The sequence below is a fragment of the Micromonospora sp. NPDC002575 genome (assembly GCF_042889525.1).
GTDB lineage: Bacteria > Actinomycetota > Actinomycetes > Mycobacteriales > Micromonosporaceae > Micromonospora > Micromonospora carbonacea.
Map to the genome: position 1 here is coordinate 1 of NZ_JBIARA010000017.1, position 16,853 is coordinate 16,853.

At 75.4% G+C, this 16,853-nt stretch carries 9 protein-coding genes; 4 read left to right on the forward strand and 5 right to left on the reverse strand.

Annotation, left to right across the window (positions count from 1 at the left end; all coding sequences use genetic code 11):
• Positions 1-143 precede the first annotated feature (143 nt).
• From ACFYWL_RS23280 to ACFYWL_RS23290, 3 genes are all read right to left on the reverse strand, one after another.
• Positions 144-5,099: a hypothetical protein gene (locus ACFYWL_RS23280; protein ID WP_386976109.1), complete on the reverse strand. Its 4,956-nt coding sequence runs from the start codon at positions 5,097-5,099 to the stop codon at positions 144-146.
• Positions 5,096-5,953 (reverse strand): DUF4132 domain-containing protein, encoded by an 858-nt coding sequence (locus ACFYWL_RS23285; protein ID WP_386976112.1) that lies wholly within the window; start codon positions 5,951-5,953, stop codon positions 5,096-5,098. The genes ACFYWL_RS23280 and ACFYWL_RS23285 overlap by 4 nt, the downstream gene beginning before the upstream one ends.
• 108 nt (positions 5,954-6,061) lie before the next feature.
• Entirely contained in the window at positions 6,062-8,251 is a 2,190-nt protein-coding gene (locus ACFYWL_RS23290) for a peptidase domain-containing ABC transporter (RefSeq protein WP_386976115.1), read from the reverse strand.
• A 150-nt stretch (positions 8,252-8,401) separates the two neighbouring features.
• Here ACFYWL_RS23290 and ACFYWL_RS23295 point away from each other — a divergent pair, with 150 nt between their 5' ends.
• Entirely contained in the window at positions 8,402-9,907 is a 1,506-nt protein-coding gene (locus ACFYWL_RS23295) for a LuxR C-terminal-related transcriptional regulator (protein WP_386976118.1), read from the forward strand.
• A 47-nt stretch (positions 9,908-9,954) separates the two neighbouring features.
• On the opposite strand, the gene ACFYWL_RS23300 is transcribed toward ACFYWL_RS23295, so the two are convergent.
• Positions 9,955-11,532 (reverse strand): arabinofuranosidase catalytic domain-containing protein, encoded by a 1,578-nt coding sequence (locus ACFYWL_RS23300; RefSeq protein WP_386976121.1) that lies wholly within the window; start codon positions 11,530-11,532, stop codon positions 9,955-9,957.
• Between the two features lie 111 nt (positions 11,533-11,643).
• Positions 11,644-13,479 (reverse strand): RICIN domain-containing protein, encoded by a 1,836-nt coding sequence (locus ACFYWL_RS23305; RefSeq protein ID WP_386976124.1) that lies wholly within the window; start codon positions 13,477-13,479, stop codon positions 11,644-11,646.
• 323 nt (positions 13,480-13,802) lie between these two features.
• On the opposite strand from ACFYWL_RS23305, the gene ACFYWL_RS23310 reads away from it, so the two are divergent.
• The 3 genes from ACFYWL_RS23310 to ACFYWL_RS23320 are packed head-to-tail and all read left to right on the forward strand — an operon-like array spanning position 13,803 to position 16,842.
• Positions 13,803-15,044 carry an extracellular solute-binding protein gene (locus tag ACFYWL_RS23310; RefSeq protein WP_386976127.1) on the forward strand — a complete coding sequence of 414 codons (1,242 nt, stop codon included), beginning with the start codon at positions 13,803-13,805 and terminating at the stop codon, positions 15,042-15,044.
• 17 nt (positions 15,045-15,061) lie between these two features.
• Positions 15,062-16,021 (forward strand): carbohydrate ABC transporter permease, encoded by a 960-nt coding sequence (locus ACFYWL_RS23315; protein ID WP_386976455.1) that lies wholly within the window; start codon positions 15,062-15,064, stop codon positions 16,019-16,021.
• Positions 16,018-16,842, forward strand: coding sequence for a carbohydrate ABC transporter permease (locus tag ACFYWL_RS23320; RefSeq protein ID WP_386976129.1), 825 nt, complete (start codon positions 16,018-16,020; stop codon positions 16,840-16,842). The genes ACFYWL_RS23315 and ACFYWL_RS23320 overlap by 4 nt, the downstream gene beginning before the upstream one ends.
• Positions 16,843-16,853: the final 11 nt, after the last annotated feature.

The window sequence follows — 16,853 nt, forward strand, 5'->3', positions numbered from 1 at the left end:
CGTTCTCTCTCTGACCTGTTCAATCGCGGCCCCCCCCCCCCCCCCCCCCCCCGGCCGGGGGGGCCCCCCCCCCCCCCCGCGGGGGGGGGGGGGGGGGGGGGGGGGGGGGGGGGGGCCCGCCCCCCCCCCCCCCGACGCGGGGATCAGCGCGGGGCGCGGGTGGGCGGGGCGTCGAGGCGGGGCCGGTCGCCGTCGCACAGCCGCCGCCAGGCCCGCCGGTAGAGGTCGGCGACCGGCTCGCCGGGCACGGTGACGCCGAGCGCGGCCGTGCCGTCGGGGGCCAGGTCGAACAGGGTGGCCTTCCAGCCTTCGAGGGGAGCCTGCCCGCCGCCGCGCGCCAGCCACGGGCCGGGCAGGAACAGCGACCGGCCGGCCCGGGGCCGGCTGGCGGCGACGACCAGGTCGGTGCCGGCCAGCTCGGCGCGGGCGGCCTTGAGCCGGGCCGGCTTCCAGCCGGTCCACGTCGCCGTGTTGCGGTCGGTCGGGTCCGGCATGGCGAGCAGCATCAGGTACACCGCCGCCGCGTCCGCGCCCAGGCCGTGTGCCGCGGCCGCCTCGGCGACCAGGTCGGGCACGGACCGGGTGGGGTCCTGCGGCCACCACGTCCCGTCGGCGGCCCGGTCGCCGCCGGCCGGGTCGCCCGGGTCGGCGAGCAGCGCCGCGAACCGCGGGTCGCGGACCAGCCGCAGGGCCACCTCCATCGGGTACGGCCGGGCCGCGTCGTAGCGCAGCGCCGGCAGGTACGGGTCCGTGCCGTCGGCGTCGAGCAGGTCCGGTCGCAGCGCGGGCGAGGGCTGGTCGTCGTGGGTGGCCAGCACGATGGCGCCGTAGCGTTCCCAGCCTGGCCCGGTCTCCGACGGGGTGCCCGCCACCTGGCGGAAGTCGGGCAGGGAGACGTACCGGTCGAGGTCGAGCAGCAGCTCGGGGTTGGCCAGCCGGTCCCGGATCGCGGCCAGGGCGGCCGGCAGCGCGGCCCGGCACGTGTCGCGGGCCGGCGTGTGGTGGGCGACCCAGGCGGCCAGGGCGACCGCCGAGGTCAGCACCGCGCCGGTGAAGCCGGTGGCCCGGTCGTCGACGGGCCGGGCTTGGTCGCCGCTGATCCGGAAGGCCAGGTCGGTGCTCAGCTCGACCGAACGGGCCGGGTCCAGCAGCGCCGGCAGCGCCTGGGCGGGGCTCCAGGCGACGCGGACCGCCCGCACCGCCGCAGCGAGCAGGTGCTCGGGCACCACGACCCGGCGGCCGAGGGCCGCGTTCCAGACCGCCGCCGCCGCGTCGACGTCCGGCCCGTCGGTCCACAGCCGGGCCGGGTCGGCGGGCAGCAGCGCCGCGACCACGGCCCGGCGCAGCGGCGCGCCGGCCTCGTTGAGCACGCCGAAGGCCAGCTTGACCTCGCCGACCTGCCGGATGCCGAGCGCCCGGCGCACCTCGACCGGCACGGGGGTCGCCGAGTCCGCGTGCGGCACGCCGGCCAGCACCAGCTTCGCGGCGGTGGGGGTGACGCCGGTCAGCTCGGCGAACCGTTCGGCCGCCTCCGGCCGCCACGGCAGCGGGCCGCGCGCGGCCCACTCGGTGCGGAAGCCGGCCAGCCAGCCGGCCGGCCGGGCCTCGCCGACCGGGGTCGCGGAGTCCACCGTGTACGGCTCGGGCACGGCGAACACGCCGGCCGGGTCGTGGTACAACGCGTCGAAGTGGTAGCCGGTGCGGGTGCCGCTGGCGGACAGGACGGCGAGGAACGCCCCGCCGGGCAGCGGCAGGATGCCCGGCTGGGGACGGCGACGCTTGCCCTGTGCGTCGTTCAGGTCGTCGTCGAGCAGGTGCAGCCGCAGCCGACGCCACCGGGCGGGTTCGGTGGCGGTGGTCAGGTCGAGCCGGTCGAGTTCCGTGAGGAGGGCTGCCAGGTCCTCCCGCTGCTCGTCGGGGGTGACCGCCGCGACGGCCCGGTAGGCGACCGCCCCGACGCCGTCGAGCACCGACCACCAGTGCAGGGCTCCGGGCAGCACCGGCCCGTCGATGTGCAACCGCACGGCGGGGTCAACGCCGCCGGTCGCGGAGCGCTGGGCGTCCAGCGCCTCGAACTGGGTGAAGGCGTGGGCCAGGTCGGCCTCCCCGTAGCCCGTGCCGCGCAGCCCGTCGAGCGCCGCGCCGAGCCGACGGTCGGTGGGGCCGGCGGCGGTGGCCGCCGGGCCCTGCGCCGGGGCGGACAGCGCCCGGGTGAGCCGCCCGGTCGTCGCGTCCAGGTCGGTGCGGACGCGGGCGGCCAGCCGCAGCACCCCGGCGACCCCGGCGAGCAGCGCGTCGTGGCTGATCGCCGGCACCGCCGACCGGATCAGCGCGACCAGCGGGTCGGGGGTGGGTGCGGCCTGCCCGCCGGTCGACGCCGGCGCAACCGAGCCGGGGCGGCCCGCGCCGGTCCGGTTCGCCGCCGCGTCGGCCAGCTGGGCGCGCCGTTCGTCGACGGCGGCCGTGAGCAGGTCGGCGACGGCGTCCCGGTCGATCCGGCGCAGGGCGGCCGAGCCGGCCGGGTCCCGGGGCAGCAGGTTGCCGAGGAAGTCCGGGCCGGGCAGCGGCACCGCGCCGGGGGTGTAGTCCCGGCCGGACTCCCCGGCCACGGCCGACGCGACGCCGTCCGGATCGAGCAGCGCGAGGTTGTCGAGCACGGCGCGGGGCCGGTCGTCGCCGGGCAGCACCAGCGCGGCGATCGGCTCCTGTCCCGCCGGCACGGTGACGGCGCGGCCGGCCAGGTCCTCGCCGCGTACGGAGCCGTCGGGCCGGGTGACGACCCGCCAGCCGAGCAGGCCGTCCACCGGCGCGGCGGCCGGGGTGGCCCGCGGTGACAGGGCGGGCCGCAGCCAGCTCGTCCGCTCCGTGAGGTGCTCCCCGGCGGGCAGGTCGGCCAGGAACCGGGGCAGGCTACGCCGGCCGTGGGCGCCGCTGGCCGGGTCGTACTCGCGCCAGCCGCGGTCGCCGTCGTCGCCCCTGCGGTAGACCCAGTGGGTGGTGCCGTCGGTGATGACCGGCAGCTCGTCGGGGACGGCGGTGTCCCCGGCGTGCAGCACGCCGTCGCCGGTGGTCCGCCCGCCGCCGGCCAGGGGCAGGGTGATCGTGTTGCGTCGCGGCTGGCTGCCACGGGTGCGACCCTGGAGGGGCTGCGGCTCGTCGGGGGCCGTGTGCCAGTAGCCGCGCAGGTTGTAGTCGAGCTCCTGGGAGCGCCAGAAGACCAGCAGGCGTCCGTCGACGTAGTGGTAGCCGGCCTGGCCCCACCTGTCGTCGGCGGGGATGCGCAGGTCGTGGCGGAGCACGATGCCCTCGGCGCCGATGACGCGGACGGTGGTGGGGCCGCCGAGGATCGCGTAGGGCCACGCCTCCTGCCAGGTCGTTTCGACCCGGTGGTCGCCGCCGGTCACCTCCTGCCAGGCCGTCTCCCACTCCGGCCAGCCCAGCTCGTCGAAGATGCCGCCGCGCAGGCTGGCGGCGACCTGCTCGGCGAGGTCGACGCCGAGGGCCCACCCGAGGTCGCCGCCAGGGCCGTCGGGCCCGTCGGCGTCGTCGGTGACCAGCCGCAGCGCCTCGGCCGGCAGCCCGCCCAGCCAGCCCACCGACTCCTGCAGGTACGGCAGCCCGGCGGTGAACCGGTCGCGGACGCGGCCCCGCAGCCAGTCGGCCAGCAGCGGCCGAAGGCCCGGCGTGTCGGCCAGCCGGCGCAGCGTCTCCGACTCGGTGTCGAGCCGGGCCAGCCCCCGGCGCAGGGGCTCGGCGAACCGGTCGTCGCCGGCCAGCGCGCGCAGGTCCCGTTCTCCCCCGGTCCTGGCCCACTGCGCCAGGTCCAGGGTCTCGCGCTGCCGCGGCGCGGCGACCGGCAGGTCGAGGGCGAGCAGCAGGTCGAGCAGGTCCAGGTCGTCGCCGATGGCGAGGGTCTCGCCGCTGTCGGCCAGCTCGGCGCGCAACCGGTCGGCCATCCGCTCGACCAGCGGATACAGCGCCGGGAGCCGAGGGGGACGGTAGCCGGAGGTGGCCCGGTCGAGGAAGCGGCGCAGCCACCCGGCGGCGCCGTCGCGGGGGCGGGCCGCGTCCGGCACGTCGGGGTCGGACAGCCCGGCGAGGGCGCCGGTCTCGGTCAGCAGGACCAGCCAGGAGACCAGGTCGTCCCGGTCGGTGGGCATCAGGTCGAGCAGGCTGCCGCGCACCGCCGGGTCCCGGCCGGCCAGGGCCGTCACCGTCGGCAGGTGCGCCCGCCACCAGCCGGCCGGCGCCCCGGCGACGGCGGGCAGCCGGAGCAGCTCGGTCAGGTAGGCGGCCACCCGGTCGGCGGCGCCGGCGTCGGCCCTGCCGGCGGCCCGGGCCAGCCGGTTGACGGCGGTGGCGGACTGGGTGGACGGCACCACGCCGGCGGTGGCCGCCCGCAGGGCCAGCCGGCAGAACCGGTCCAGGGCCTCGGCGGCCGGCAACTGGGCGGACAGTTCCTTCGCGTAGCCGGCCAGCGCGGCGCCGGACACCACCTTGGCGGACGCGAACTCCAGGTAGACCTCGTCGAGCCGGTTCAGGTCGATCGGCAGGCCGTGCTGCGCCTCCGCCCGGCGCGCCTTGTTGAACAACTGCGTCGCGTAGGTGTCCTGCCCGGCGGCCAGGAACACCCGGGCCGCCTGCTCGAAGAACGTCGGCAGCACGTGCGGCAGCGTGCGGGCGAACCGCTCGGCGATGGCGAGGTGCCCGTCCAGGGCGGCCTTGGGCCGGGACCGGGCCTGCCGGGCGAGCTTGCTCAGCTCCGGCACCACCGCCAGGACGTGCCGGCCGTCGGCCGGGTGGTGGACCAGCACCCACTCGGGGAACGCCAACGGACGGCGGGGGCCGAGCCCGACGACGGCCGGCTCGGCGGCCGGGGTCAGGCCGAGGAAGTCGACGGCGGCGTCCTCGCCCTCGCCGAGGGCGGCGTCGACCAGCCGTACCACCGGCCGGTCGTCGAGGACCGGGTGCCGGTAGCTGCGGGCGGTCAGCGGCACCGCCCGGTCGCCGGCTCCGGCGGCGCCGGCCGGCAGCACCGCCCCGGCGGCCAGCAGGCTCTCCGCCGACGGCGGGGCCGCGGTGGTGGTGGTCCCGGTCATGCCGCCCTCCCCGTGGTGGTCGCGGCCCCGGACAGGGCCGTCGCCATGCGCATTCCCTCCGACCAGGCGACCGGCCCCACCTCGGCCAGCCGCAGGGTCGGCCCGTCCACGACCGACCAGGAGAGGCCGCCCAGCGTCGCCTCGGAGTCCCAGTAGTCCTCGTCGAAGCCCAGGGCGGCCTCGACCGTGCGGCCGTCCTCCCAGACGCGGCACCTGACCTGCGAGCCGGAGACCCGGAAGCCGAACGTCGCGGCCCGGACGGCCAACCGGTTGGGCACCTTCGTGCCCCGGAAGTCGGTGACGGCGGTATCCCGGTCGGTCAGGGTCGCGGGCCGGGACCAGGTGCCCCGGTGCAGTTGCTCGACGCGCTGGGTGATGTCGAGCTCGTCGGCGAACTCGCGCAGGTCGGCCAGGGCGGGCAGGTGCGCCGGATGGGGCAGCCGGGCGCTGGTCGGCGACAGCCGGACGGTCTCCCCGTCGAGGTCGACCATCCGCAGGTCGCCGCCGTCGGTGACGTCGCGGAGGAAGCCCGGCGCGGCGGGGTCGTCGCCGAGCACCACGAGGTCGCGCAGCGCGTCCCGCCAGGCCGGGTCCGGCCACACCCGGGCCAGCAGCGCGGTCGGCACCGGCAGCGACGACACCACCCAGGCGTCGACCCGGGCCAGGCACTCGGCGGCGTGCCGGTCCAGCCACTGGGCGAGCTGGCGCAGCCGGTCCACCTCCGGGTCGTCCCGCAGCGCCTTGGGAAGGGTCTTCAGTGGACGCCCGGTGGCCCGTGGGCCGGCCGACCGGGCCGCCACCTTTCCGTCCACGAGGGAGATCTCGTACGAGTCTCCCACCGCTAACCAGCCCATCAGGAATACCCTCCGCAATGGCGAAATCACCAGATTCCACAAGGAATCCGTCATGATCGACGACGCACGGAGGCTAACAGTAGCGACCGACAAGATCGCTGGAGTCGGTCAGGGAGTGGTGCCGGACCACGCCCGGGTGGCGTCGGGCGCACTGGGAGCGGCTGTGGCGTCGGGAGCGGCTGTGGCGCCGGCCAGTCGGGCGAACGGGCCGCCGGCGGCCAGCAGCACGCCGGGCGGCCCGCACTCCACCAGCCGACCCCCGTCGAGCACCAGCACCAGGTCGGCGTCGGCGACCGTGGAGAGCCGGTGCGCGATCACCACCCGGGTCATGGGCAGCGCGCGCAGGCCCGCCTCGACCGCCGCCTCGGTCAGCGTGTCCAGCGCGCTCGTCGCCTCGTCCAGGATCAGCAGGGCGGGATCGGCCAGCAGGGCCCGGGCCAGCGCGACCCGCTGCCGTTGCCCGCCGGACAGGCCGGCCCCGCCGTCGCCGATGCGGGTCTGCAATCCCATCGGCAGGGCCGCCACGTCGTCGTGCAGCGCGGCCAGCCGGATCGCGCGGGCGATCGCGGCGTCGGAGGCGTCGGGACGGGACAGGGTCAGCGCCTCGCGCAGGGTGCCCGCCCCGACGTACGTCTCCTGCAGGACCACGCCGATCTGCCGGCGCACCGAGGACAGCTCCAGCGTGGCCAGGTCGACGCCGTCGAACCGGATCTGCCCCTCCGTCGGCGCGTACAGCCCGGTCAGCAGACCGACCAGGGTGCTCTTGCCGCTGCCGGAGCCGCCGACCACCGCGACCTTCTCCCCCGGCCGGAACACGGCGGTCACCCCCCGCAGCGCCCAGGGGGAGCGCCGGTCGTACCGGAAGCCCACCCCGGTCAGGGTGACCAGGCCGATCAGCGCGGGCGCGGGCCGCCCCGGCGCGGGCTGTTCGACGGGTGCCTGCGCGATGTCGGCCAGCCGGTCCACCGTGGGCGTCAGCAGCGTGAACGACGGCAGCCGCTGTGCCAGCGCCACCGCCGGGTTGATCGCGGCGACCGCGAGCGCGGCGAGCCCGGCCGCCCGCCCGGGCGAGTCGGCCAGCCGGGCCGCCACCAGGAGCATGAGCACCGGGCTGGCCACCGACCACGCGGCGAGCAGCGCCTCCCCGGTCGCCGCCAGCCGGGCCAGCCGGTACGCCGCGTCGACGCCCCGGTCGAACGACTCCTGCCACAGCCGCAGCACCCGCCGTTGCGCCCCGGCCACCCGGATCGCCGCCATGCCCTGCAACGCGTCGGTCAGTCGGGCCGCCTCCTCGCCCGAGGCCAGCAGCTCCTCCCGTTGCAGGGCGCTGGCGCGGCTGCCGAGCCACGCCGCCGTGCCGACCTGCACGGCGATGACGCCGGCGGCCACCAGGCCCAACGCCGGCGCCAGCACCGTCACCACGGTCAGGTAGCCGACGACCAACAGCGCGTCGAGCGCCGTGGCCACCAGCGACGATGCCAGCAGGTCCCGCACGGAGCCGACCGCGCGCACCCGGTCGATCAGGTCGCCGGCCGAGCGGCGCTGGAAGTACCGGTAGACCACCTCGAAGAGCCGGCCGACCGTGTCGACGCCGAGCCGCGCGCCGATCCGGCGTTGCAGGGCGGTGACGGCCAGGCCCCGCGCCAGCGACAGCGTCCCGGTGACCAACGCCAGTGCGGCGACGGCGGCGAGCCACGACGCCTGCGGGGGCGTCGCGGCGTCGATGATGGCCGCCGTCGCCCACGGCACGGCCAACCCCGCCACGGTGATCAGCAGCGACGCCGCCGCGAGCACGGCGAGCAGCCCGGTGTGCCGGCGCAGCACCGGCGCGAGCAGCTGACGCACCGGCCCGGGGGTGGGGGTGACCGGCGGCGCGGGGCCGGCGGGTTCGGCCAGCAGCACCACTCCGGTCGAGCCGGCGCAGAACTGCGCGGGCGTCAGCCGCCGCCGTCCGACGGCCGGGTCGACGACGTCGACACCGCGCCGGCCGATGCGTTCGACCACCACGTAGTGGTCGCCGTTCCAGTGCGCCACCAGGGGCAGCGGCAGTTCCCGCAGGCGGGCCGCGTCCTGGCGCAGGGCCGGCAGCGCGATCGCCCGGCAACGCAGCCCGAAGTCGTGCGCCGCGTCCCGCAGGTCGCGCAGGCTCAGCCCGTCCCGGCCGACGTCGAGGTGGGCCCGCAGCCTCGCCACGGGCACCGCCCGGCCCGACGCGGCCAGCAGCATGGCCAGCGCGCTGGGGCCGCAGTCGGTGGCGGCGACCTGGAGCACCACCGGCACCCGCCGCCGGCCGATCATCGGGGCGACGCCGTCCGGTCCCGGGGCAGCATGGTCCTACCTCTCGCTACGCCGCCGCAAGGGCGGCGGGTGGAAAGCAGTGTGTGCCGGCGGGGGTCGGTGGACACCAGGGAAATCCCGGGCTTGGACCCCGGTTCTACGCTCACCGGCGTGTCTAGCGAGATCGCGGCCGAGCGCCTCCTGTCGGCGGCCGACAGCGCCGACCCGGATCAGGCCGCCCGACTGACCTTCCGGGCGTTCGTCGCGTTGTCGCGCACCGCCGACGCTCACCAGTTGCTCCCGCTGGTGTCCCGCGCGCGGGAGGCGCACCACGCGAGCCGCTCGACCCGGACGGCGCTGATCCACCACACGCTCACGGGGATCGCCGCCACCCGGGCCGGCCGCGCCGACGGCCCGGAGCATCTCGACACCGCCGTACGGATCTTCGACGAGAACGCCTTCGGCACCGATCCGGTGCTGGTCGAGTGCGCGCTGACGGCCGTGTTGACGCTGATGCGCCCGCAGCAGGCGCGGCGGCTCGCCCCGCTGGTCGACGCCCTGGACCTCGTGCCGGCGGACCGGGCGCGGCTGACCGCGTTGGTCGGCGTCGGCGACGCGTGGGCCGGGAACCTGGTGCGGGGGCAGGCCGAGCTGCGGGAGGCGGCGCGGCTCGCCGCGCTCTGCGACAGTCTCGACGTGCAGGCCGAGGCGACGTCGTGGCTGGCCAAGTGCGACGCGCTGCGCGGCGACCTGGACCTGGCGGCGGCCCACCTCGACCAGGCCCGGGAGCTGGCCGCGCGGGTCGGTTCGGCCTGGGTGGCCCGCCACCTCCCCGAGTGCACGGCGGCGCTCGCGTTCGCCAGGGGCGACTGGGACGCGTGGGCCGGGTTGCTCGAACTCGTGGTGGCCACGGACACCGGCGTGACCGCCGGCCTGCAGCACGAGCACCGCTGGGAGCTGGCCACCCACCACGCCCTGGCCGGCCGGGCGGCGGTGGCCGCCGACGTGCTCGCCGGGGTCGACGACCCGCCCGCCTCCTGGCCGGGCGGGCCGGCGCTGCCGGCGTGGCGGGCCTGGATCCTCGCCCCGGATTCGCCGTCGGCCATGGCGGACCTCGCGGCCTCGCTCGGCGGGCTGACCCGGCCCGTCGAGCAGCTCCTGGCGGCCCGCATCGCCTGGCTGCTCGGCGCGCACCACGGGCGGGCCGGCCGGCGCGGCGAGGCGGCCCGGCTGCTGGAGCAGGCGTGTGCCGGGTACGCCCGCACCGGCGCCGCCGGGCTGCTCGCCCTGGTGCTGACCGACCTGCGGCTGCTCGGCGACCGGCCGGGCGGCGCTGCCCACGCCGACGCCGCACCCTCCGCCGCCTCCGGCGGCCCCGCCTCGTCCGCCGGCCCCGCCCCGGCGCCCGCGTCCCGCGCCGTCGACCCCGCCCCCTCGGACGAGCCCCCGGCCGGCGGCGCGGTGGCGGCGTTCGTGCGCTGGGACGGGCAGCCGGCGCTGACCGACGCCGAGGCCCGGGTCGCCGCCGTGATCGCCGACGGGCTCAGCAACCGGGAGGCGGCCCAACGGCTGTTCGTCTCGGTCAAGACGATCGAGTTCCACCTGGGCAACATCTTCCGCAAGCTCGGCGTGCGCAACCGCACCGAGCTGGCCGCCCGCCGGGCGCGGACCGGCTGAGCCCGGCGCGGCGGGGCCCGGCGGGTCTCCCGGGCCCCGCCGGCGGGTCAGCGGTAGCCGGCGGCCACCACGTTGGCCTGCACCGCGTTCTCCGTCGCGTCGGACGGGTAGCCGGCGACCATGGCCCCCTCGTAGAAGGTGCCGGCGCTCAGGTTCGCGCCGCCGTCGGGCTTGCAGCAGTCCCCGCCGCTGCCCAGGATGATGGCGCCCTGCTTCTTCATCGGGCTGTAGCCCGGCGGGAGCGCGCCGTCCCAGAGCGTGTAGAGGCTGCCCGACTGGGCGTTGCTGCCCTTGATCGCGAAGCGCGTGGTGCCGTTGTTCTTCAGCGTCGCGGTGACGAACTTGCTGGTGAACGCCCGCTGGTTGGGGTTCCAGGAGCTGCTGCCACCGGGGAACAGGCCCCATTCGAGGTCCGCCTGCACCCAGGGGCCGGTGCCGGAGCAGCCGCCGAACCAGCACTGCGTGCCGAAGTTGATGGCGTCCATCGCCCCGGCGGCGTCGGCCTTCCTCGTCGTCTCGCTGTTGCCGTAGTCGAAGCAGCAGCCGTTGTTGACGTGGGTGCCGCTGGTCACCATGTACATGCCCTCCGGGGCGGCGCCGGTCGGGACGCCGGTCAGGTGGCCGTCGCGCCAGTAGCTGTTGCCGGGGTTGATGTAGAGCGAGTACGCCTTGGCGCCGCCCACCGTGAGCGACTCCGAGGTGGCGATCGCCGGCTTGCTCTGCGGCGAGCCCGGCACCACGCTCGACCCCTGGTACCACAGGTCGTTGCCCCGCCCGGACTGGTCGTAGACGACCGTGACCACGCAGGTCGTGCCGGCGCAGAACGAGTCCTGCGTCGCCGCGTTGGCGGTGCCGCCCGCGCCCGACAGGCCGATGTTGCGGGTCGTGTTGTCCGACGAGCGCCGGACCTGGTAGAGGTTGCCGTTGTACGCCGCGTAGAGCGCCCGGGTCGTGCTGTGCGCCGCCACGCACGGGGTCCCCCCGGAGGCGTAGATGTCGCAGGGACGCCCGCCGGCCGGCGGCGGGCTGGTCGGCGGCGGGGTCGTCGGCGGGGTGGACGGCGACGTCCACTGCTGGTTGGCGCCGCCGTGACAGGCCCAGAGGGCCACCTTGGTGCCGTTGGCGGTGCCGTTGCCGCTGGCGTCGAGGCACAGCCCGGACTGCACCCCGGTGATGGTGCCGTTGGCGTTGACGTTCCACTGCTGGTTGGTCTGGCCGTTGCAGTCCCAGATGATGGCCGGCGTGCCGTTGGCGGTGCCCTGGCCGGAGGCGTCCAGGCACTTGTTGCCGTACACCACGAGTTGCCGGCCCGAGGTCCAGGTCCAGGTCTGGTTGGCGCTGCTCCCGCAGTCCCACAGCTGCGTCTGGGTGCCGTTGACGGTGCTGGAGTTGGGGACCTCGAGGCAGCGGCCGGACTGCACGCCCACGATCGGGGCGCTCTGCCCCGGCTCGATGGCCGCCGCCGACGCCGCCTCGGCGGCCGGGAACAGGACGCCGGGCGCGGCGACGCCGACGACGAGGAGGCCGAGCAGCGCGCCGGCCAGGACGCCGAGGCGGCGCGGTCGACGCCGCCTCGGGACGGGTTCGCGGGCCGCTCCTGGCCCGCTGCGGGACGGGATTCGCACGGAATGGCTCCTTCTCTGTGGGTGGGGGCGGGCGGGGTGGCGGACACGCCGCGGGTGGCGCCGGTCGTGGTCGGGGGCCGGCCGCCCGGCGGACGGCCGGCCCCGCGAGGGCTACCGTCCCCAGATCCGCCACGTCTGGTTCAACGGGCTGCCCTGGCCGACCGGGTTGCAGGTCCACTGGTGGACCCGTGCCTGCGCGGCGGTGGAGACCCCGCTGACGTCGACGCACTTGCCGCTGTGCCGGGCGACGAGCTGGTAGTCGTGGGAGTCGTTGCCGGAGTAGGTCACCTTGCGGAGGGTGAACTGCTGGTTGAGCCCGTTCTGGCAGGTCCACTGGTGCACGGCCGCGCCGTCGGCGGTGGAGACTCCGCTGACGTCGAGGCACTTGCCGCTGCCCTGGTTGACCACGGTGTACGTGTTCGCCACCCCGTCGACCGGGCGGAAGTTCCACAGCTGCTGGTCCCCGCCCTCGCAGTAGTACTGCTGCTGGAGGTTGCCGTCGGCGACGCCCAGCCCGGTGTTGTCCAGGCACTGCTGGGAGTGCTGGGCCACCGCCACCGACTGGAAGCCGGTGTCCGCGGGCGGCAGCAGGGTGACGGTGTAGGTGTCGGTCTGGTTGCCGTACGGCAGGGTCACGGCGACGTTGTTGTTGGCCACGCTGACCACGCTGTTCGAGACCGTGACCGGCCCCTGCACCGCGCCGCCGCCGTTGTACGGGATGCGCTGCGTCAGGACCCGCACCTGGTTGTTCTGCACGATGCCGCTGGTGGTGTCCAGCCGTTGCAGGTTGACGGTCAGGTTGCCGGTGGTGCGCCCGCCACCGACCAGGACCTTCGCCGCGCCGGTCGTCTTGGTGGCGTACGCGTCGTAGGACTGGCTGGCGGTCACGGCGACGGCCTGCCCGGTCTGCGAGGCGTAGTAGCGGTAGGCCCACCACTCGCCCTTGGGCTGGTGCTGGCCGGCCGAGTTGCGGACCAGCAGGTTGGCGAGGTCGTTGTGCAGGTTGCCGCCGCCGGCCCAGTTGGCCCGCAGGCCGTCCGCGCGGGCCCGCTCCAGGCGGGCGATGTACCACGCGCCGTCGGCCGGGTTCTGCTCGTCGGTCGCGCCGTACTCGTTGATCTGGTACGGCCGGGGGTGGGCGATGCCGCGCGGGTCGAGCGTGGCGTTGGCGGCGGCGACGTTGGCGACCGGGTCGCCCGGCAGCGAGTGCCAGCTGACGATGTCCGGCACGGTGTTGGTGGAGCGGACGAAGTCGAGGTACTGGTTCCAGAAGGCGTGGTTGGTCGACGGCACGCAGGCGCAGCTCGGCCCGACGATGAGCTGGTTGGGCAGCTCCGCGCGCAGGCGCTGGTAGGTGCGCCGCCACAGTTCGAGGTACTGGGAGATCGGGCGGTTCCAGAAGATGGTGATGTTGGGTTCGTTCCAGATGTCCCACTGCACGGTCAGCCCGGACGCCCGGACGTCGCCGATGAGCCGGGTGAGGAAGTTGTCGTAGTCGGTCCAGTTGCCGTTGTCGCCGGGGAACCGGGAGATGCCCGCGCCGTCGGCGCCCCACAGGTCGTGCGGCAGGATGATGAACTGGCCGCCGAGGGCGGCGGTCCGGCGGGCCTGGGCGAGCGTGGAGTTCCACCGGCGGTCGTACGTGCCGCCGACCCAGCCGCTGCCGGCCAGTTGCGCGCCGCCGGCGCGCATGTACTGGAACTTGACGTCGCGGTAGAAGTGGTCGGCCGGGCCGCTGGCGTTCTCGGTCATGCCGTAGATCCAGCCGGACGCCCGGTAGGTGGGCGTGCCGGTGGTCGTGGCGAAGTTGACGGTGATCGACTCGTCGGCGGCCCGGGCGGGGGACCCGGCGACGGTCACGGCGGCGGTGGCAGCGAGCAGGGCGACCACGAGGCGGGCGACGAGCGCACGGGCTCCTCCTGGTCTGCTGCGGGACGGGGTCTTCACGGGCGGCTCCTTGGTGGGGCGTGGGGACGCTCTCCGGAGGGCAGCACTTGCGAACCGATTCGCAGGGATCGTAGGACCGGGCGTCGATTGATGTCAATGAAGTGACAGCGCGGTGACGACGTCGTTTCTGCCCTGGTAGACCTCCCACGTCGCGCCACCCCTTGACCGTCGACCATAGACGGACCTATCTTCGTCCGAACCGATTCGTCGAATCGATTCGCAGTCCTCTGGCGACGCCTCCCCACCCACCGGCGTCGCGCCCGCGACGGAAGCACGCCCAGCCCGAGCCCACGCCCGACGACCGACGTGAAGTGAGGCAGCCCATGACAGGACCCCGCCGGCGGCGACGCCTGGCCGCCGTCGCCGTGATAGCACTCGCCGCAGCCGCCGCCGGCGCCTGCTCGTCGTCCTCCGACGGCCCCTCCGGCGGCGACCGCGCCTACCTCGTCTGGGACCCGTACCCGCAGTTCGCCGACGACTCCGCGTGGGTCGCGCTGCTCAGGAGATGCGGCGCATCGGCGGGGGTGACGGTCGAGCGGACCGGCTACGACACCAGCGACCTGACGAACAAGGCGCTGCTCGCCGCACAGCAGGGCAACGCGCCGGACGTGCTGATCGTGGACAACCCGGTCGTCTCGACGCTGGCCGAGGCCGGGGCGCTCACCACCACCGACGAGAACAGGCTGGACGTCTCCGGCATGGAGCCGAACCTGCTCGGCGCCGGCCAGCGCGACGGCAAGACGTACGGGGTGCCGATCGGGGCGAACACCCTCGCCCTCTACTACAACAAGGACGTGCTGGGCGCCGCAGGCGTCGACCCGGCCTCGATCACGGACTGGACGTCGCTGAACGCGGCGCTGACCAGGGTCAAGGCCAGGGGGAAGAAGGGCATCACCTTCTCCGCGATCGGCACCGAGGAGGGCAGCTTCCAGTTCCTGCCCTGGTTCTGGGGGTCGGGCGCCCAACTGACCGCCCTGGACTCCCCGCAGGCGGTGTCCGCGCTGACGCTGTGGACCGACTGGCTCCGGCAGGGCCACGCCCCGAACTCCGTCATCAACAACACCCAGACCACGAGTTGGCAGGAGTTCGCCACCGGCGACTACGCCTTCGCCGAGAACGGCACCTGGCAGCTCGCCAACGCGGACAAGCTCGACTTCGCCTACGGCATCGTCCCGATCCCGGCCAGCGCGGGCGGCCCGGCGCCGGCGCCGACCGGAGGCGAGTTCGTCTCCGTCCCCGTGCAGCAGGACACCGGCCGGTACGCCACGTCGCAGCGGCTGGTGGCCTGCCTGACCAGCGCCGACAACCTGCTCACCACCGACACCACGCTCTCCTACGTCGCGCCCGTCGCCGCCGTGCAGGAGCGTCAGGTGGCCGCCGACCCCAAGCTCAAGGTCTGGGTCGAGGCGGTCCGGGCGGCCCGGGGCCGCACCGGCGACAACCTCGGCACCCGGTACCCGAAGATCTCCGAGCCGCTGTGGACGGCGGTGCAGGCGGCCCTCAGCGGCGCGAAGACGCCGCCGCAGGCGCTGGCCGCCGCCCAGGCCGCGGCCACGGCCAGGTGACGCGCGAGACCGACGTCATGCTGCCCACGACACGGACGCCCCCCACCACGCGGGCCCGGGGCGGGGCGACCGGCGCGCCTCCCCGGCCCCGGCGTCGCCGGCCCGGCCGCTGGTCGGCGTGGTGGTTCCTGGCCCCGGTGACCGGCTACCTGGTCGCCTGCTACGCCTACCCGCTCTACCGCAACGTGGAGCTGAGCCTGCGCGAGTACACCGTCCGCTCGTTCGTGCAGGGCGGCGCGCCCTTCGCCGGCCTGGACAACTACCGGACGGTGCTGGCCGACCCGGCCTTCGGGCCGGCGGTGGCGCACACCCTGGTCTTCACCGCCGCGTCGCTCGCCTTCCAGTTCACCATCGGCATGGCGCTGGCGCTGTTCTTCCAGCAGCACTTCCCGCTGTCGCGCACGCTGCGGGCGCTGATCCTCGTGCCGTGGCTGCTGCCGCTGATCGTCTCGGCGTCGACCTGGTCGTGGCTGCTCAACAGCGACTCGGGGCTGGTCAACGCGGCGCTCGGCGTCGTCGGGGTGGAGCCGGTCAACTGGCTCACCTCGCCGCGCTGGTCGCTCGTCTCGGTGATCATCGCGAACGTCTGGATCGGCATCCCGTTCAACCTGGTGGTGCTGCACAGCGGCCTACAGGCGATCCCGACCGAGGTCTACGAGGCGTCCGCGCTCGACGGCGCGACCGGCTGGCGGCGCTTCCGGTCGGTCACCCTCCCGCTGCTGCGCCCCGTCTGCGCGGTCACGCTGCTGCTGGAGCTGATCTACACGCTGAAGGTCTTCGACGTCATCTGGATCATGACCAGGGGCGGCCCGACCGGCTCCTCCACCACGCTGGCCACCTGGTCGTACCGCCTCGGCTTCGGCAACCTGCTGCCCGAGTTCGGGCCCGGCGCGGCCGTGGGCAACCTGCTCATCGTGGCGGCCCTGATCGCCGGGCTCGGCTACCTGCGGACCACGTGGAAGCAGGGCCTGCGATGAGGGCCGCCGCCCGCCGCACGTGGTGGAAGACCGGGGTCGGGCTGGCGCTGACCGGGCTGATGCTCTTCCCCGTCTACTGGATGGTCAACGTCTCGTTCACCCGGGACCGGGACATGCGGGCCAGCCCGCCGCACCTGTTTCCGACCGACGGCACCTGGGACGGCTACCGGGCCGTGCTGGACCAGCAGTTGCCGTACCTCGGCACCAGCTTCCTGGTCGGCCTCGGCACGGTGGCCCTGACCGTGGCGTTGGCCGCCCCCGCCGGCTACGCGCTGGCGAAGCTCCGGCCGCCCGGCGGACCGGTGCTGAGCTTCGTGCTGCTGATCGCGCAGATGATCCCCGGGATCATCATGGCGATGGGCTTCTACGCCGGCTACCTCCAGCTCGGCCTCCTCAACACCCTGCCGGGCCTGATCCTCGCCGACTCGACCCTCGCCGTGCCGTTCGGCGTCCTGATCTTCACGGCCTTCATGTCCGGCATACCCGACGAGCTGACCCAGGCGGCCCAGGTCGACGGTGCCGGCCGGCTGCGCACCTTCTGGTCGGTCGTGCTGCCGGTCAGCCGCAACTCGATCGTCACGGTGTCGCTGTTCGCGTTCCTGTGGTCCTGGTCCGACTTCGTCTACGCCTCGACCCTGGCCGGCGGCGGCGACCACCGGCCGATCACCCTCGGCATCTACCACTACATCGGCAACAACAACCAGCAGTGGAACGCGATCATGGCCACCGCCGTCGTCGCCTCCGTCCCCGCCGCCGTGCTGCTGGTCCTGGCCCAGCGGTACGTCTCGACGGGCGTGACCGCCGGCGCCGTCAAGGACTGACCGCCCCGCAC